2 protein-coding genes are annotated in these 2,179 nt (G+C 72.8%); both read right to left on the bottom strand.

What is annotated here, in order from left to right:
- The coding region (locus VJR25_RS15440) for an allantoate amidohydrolase (RefSeq protein ID WP_324116619.1) at positions 1 to 806 on the bottom strand (806 nt) is incomplete at its 3' end.
- A gap of 1 nt (position 807) precedes the next feature.
- A partial coding sequence (locus VJR25_RS15435; protein ID WP_324116617.1) for a urocanate hydratase occupies positions 808 to 2,179 on the bottom strand: 1,372 nt, incomplete at its 5' end.

Genomic DNA, 2,179 nt, shown 5'->3' with positions numbered 1-2,179 from the left:
TGGACGCGGCCGATCGTCGCGCGCGCGGCGGGGCCCGCGTCGATCGCGGCGTCGCGCACCGCGAGGATCGCGGCCGCGAGCGCCACCACCGGGTCACGGCGTCCGGACATCGGGGTCGTGCCGGCGTGGTTGCCCTCGCCGTCGACCGTCAGACGCCAGCGGCCGTGCGGGATGATGGCGGATGCGACAGCCAGCGGCATCCCGCGATCCTCGAGGTCGCGCCCCTGCTCGACGTGCAGCTCGACGAACGCCCCGAGACCGGCGAGGCGGTCCGGGTCGGCGCCGAGCGTCGCCGGGTCGAGGCCGGCGGCACGCCACGCCTCATCGAAGGTGACCCCGTCGCGGTCGGCGCGGGCGCGCACGGCCTCGGGGTCGGATGCCCCCGCGAGCAGCCGCGAGCCGAGGCAGGGCAGCCCGAACCGGCTGCCCTCCTCTTCGGCGAACGCGACCACCGCGACCGGCCGTGCCGGGCGGAAGTCCTCCTCCTGCAGCAGTGCGACGGCCTCGAGAGCGCTGACGACCCCGAGCGGGCCGTCGTAGGCGCCGCCGCCGGGAACCGAGTCGAGGTGGCTGCCGGTGGCCACCGCATGCGGTCCGCGCACGCCCCACCACGCCCACAGGTTGCCGTTGCCGTCCTGTTCGACGTCGAGCCCCAGGTGGGCTGCCGACTGGCGGAACCAGGCCCGAAGGGCCAGGTCCGCGTCGTCCAGCAGATGCCGGGAGTATCCGCCGCGAACCGGGTCGCGGCCGATGTCCGCGATCTGGGCCATTCTGTCGGCGACGCCGGAGCGTGCGCGCACCGTCATGTCAGGCGTCCAGCATGGGGACCTTGAGTCCCCGCTCGCGGGCGATGTCCTTCGCGTGCTCGTAGCCCGCGTCGACGTGCCGCATGACCCCGGTGCCGGGGTCGTTCGTCAGCACGCGCTCGATCTTCTGCGCGGCGAGCTCGGAGCCGTCGGCGACGGTCACCTGGCCGGCGTGGATGGAGCGCCCGATGCCGACGCCGCCGCCGTGGTGGATCGACACCCACGCCGCACCCGATGCCGTGTTCAGCAGCGCGTTCAGCAGGGGCCAGTCGGCGATGGCGTCCGAGCCGTCCTTCATGGACTCGGTCTCGCGGTACGGGCTGGCGACCGAACCGGAGTCGAGGTGGTCGCGGCCGATCACGATCGGACCGGACAGCTCACCGGAGGCGACCATCTCGTTGAACTTGAGTCCGGCGAGGTGACGCTCCTTGTAGCCGAGCCAGCAGATGCGGGCCGGCAGGCCCTCGAAGTGCACCTTCGCGTCGGCCTTCTCCAGCCAGCGGTGCAGCGAGGCGTCCTCGGGGAACAGCTCGGCGACGGCGCGGTCGGTCTTGCGGATGTCCTCCGGGTCGCCCGAGAGCGCCACCCAGCGGAACGGGCCACGCCCCTCTTCGAACTGCGGGCGGATGTACGCCGGAACGAAGCCGGGGAACGCGAACGCGCGGTCGAAGCCGCCGAGCTCCGCCTCGGCGCGGATGGAGTTGCCGTAGTCGAACACCGCGGCGCCCTGGTCGAGGAAGCCGACCATGGCCTCCACGTGCGCGGCCATGGCGCGGCGCGCCTGCACCGTGAAGCCCTCGGGGTCCGCTGCCGCGGCATCCTTCCAGTCCTCGAACGAGACCTCGATCGGCAGGTATGCGAGCGGGTCGTGGGCGCTGGTCTGGTCGGTGACGATGTCGATCGGCACACCGCGGCGCAGCAGCTCCGGGAAGATGACCGCGGCGTTGCCGACGATGCCGACGGAGAGGGCCTCACCGGCCTCCTTCGCGGCCACGACGCGCTCGATGGCTGCGTCGAGGTCGGTGGTGTACTCGTCGAGGTAGCCGTGCTCGACCCGGCGGGCGAGGCGGGACTCGTCGACGTCCACGATCAGCACGGCGCCGTCGTTGAGCGTGACGGCGAGCGGCTGCGCGCCGCCCATGCCGCCGGCGCCGCCGGTGAGGGTGAGGGTGCCCTTGAGCGAGTCCTTGCCGAGCGAGCGGGCGACGGCCGCGAACGTCTCGTACGTGCCCTGCAGGATGCCCTGCGAGCCGATGTAGATCCACGAGCCCGCGGTCATCTGGCCGTACATGGTGAGGCCCAGGTCCTCGAGGCGGCGGAACTCGGGCCACGTGGCCCAGTCGCCGACCAGGTTGGAGTTGGCGATGAGCACG

Source organism: Microbacterium sp. (assembly GCF_035277845.1).
GTDB lineage: Bacteria > Actinomycetota > Actinomycetes > Actinomycetales > Microbacteriaceae > Microbacterium.
This window is presented reverse-complemented; position numbering and strand designations above follow the sequence as displayed.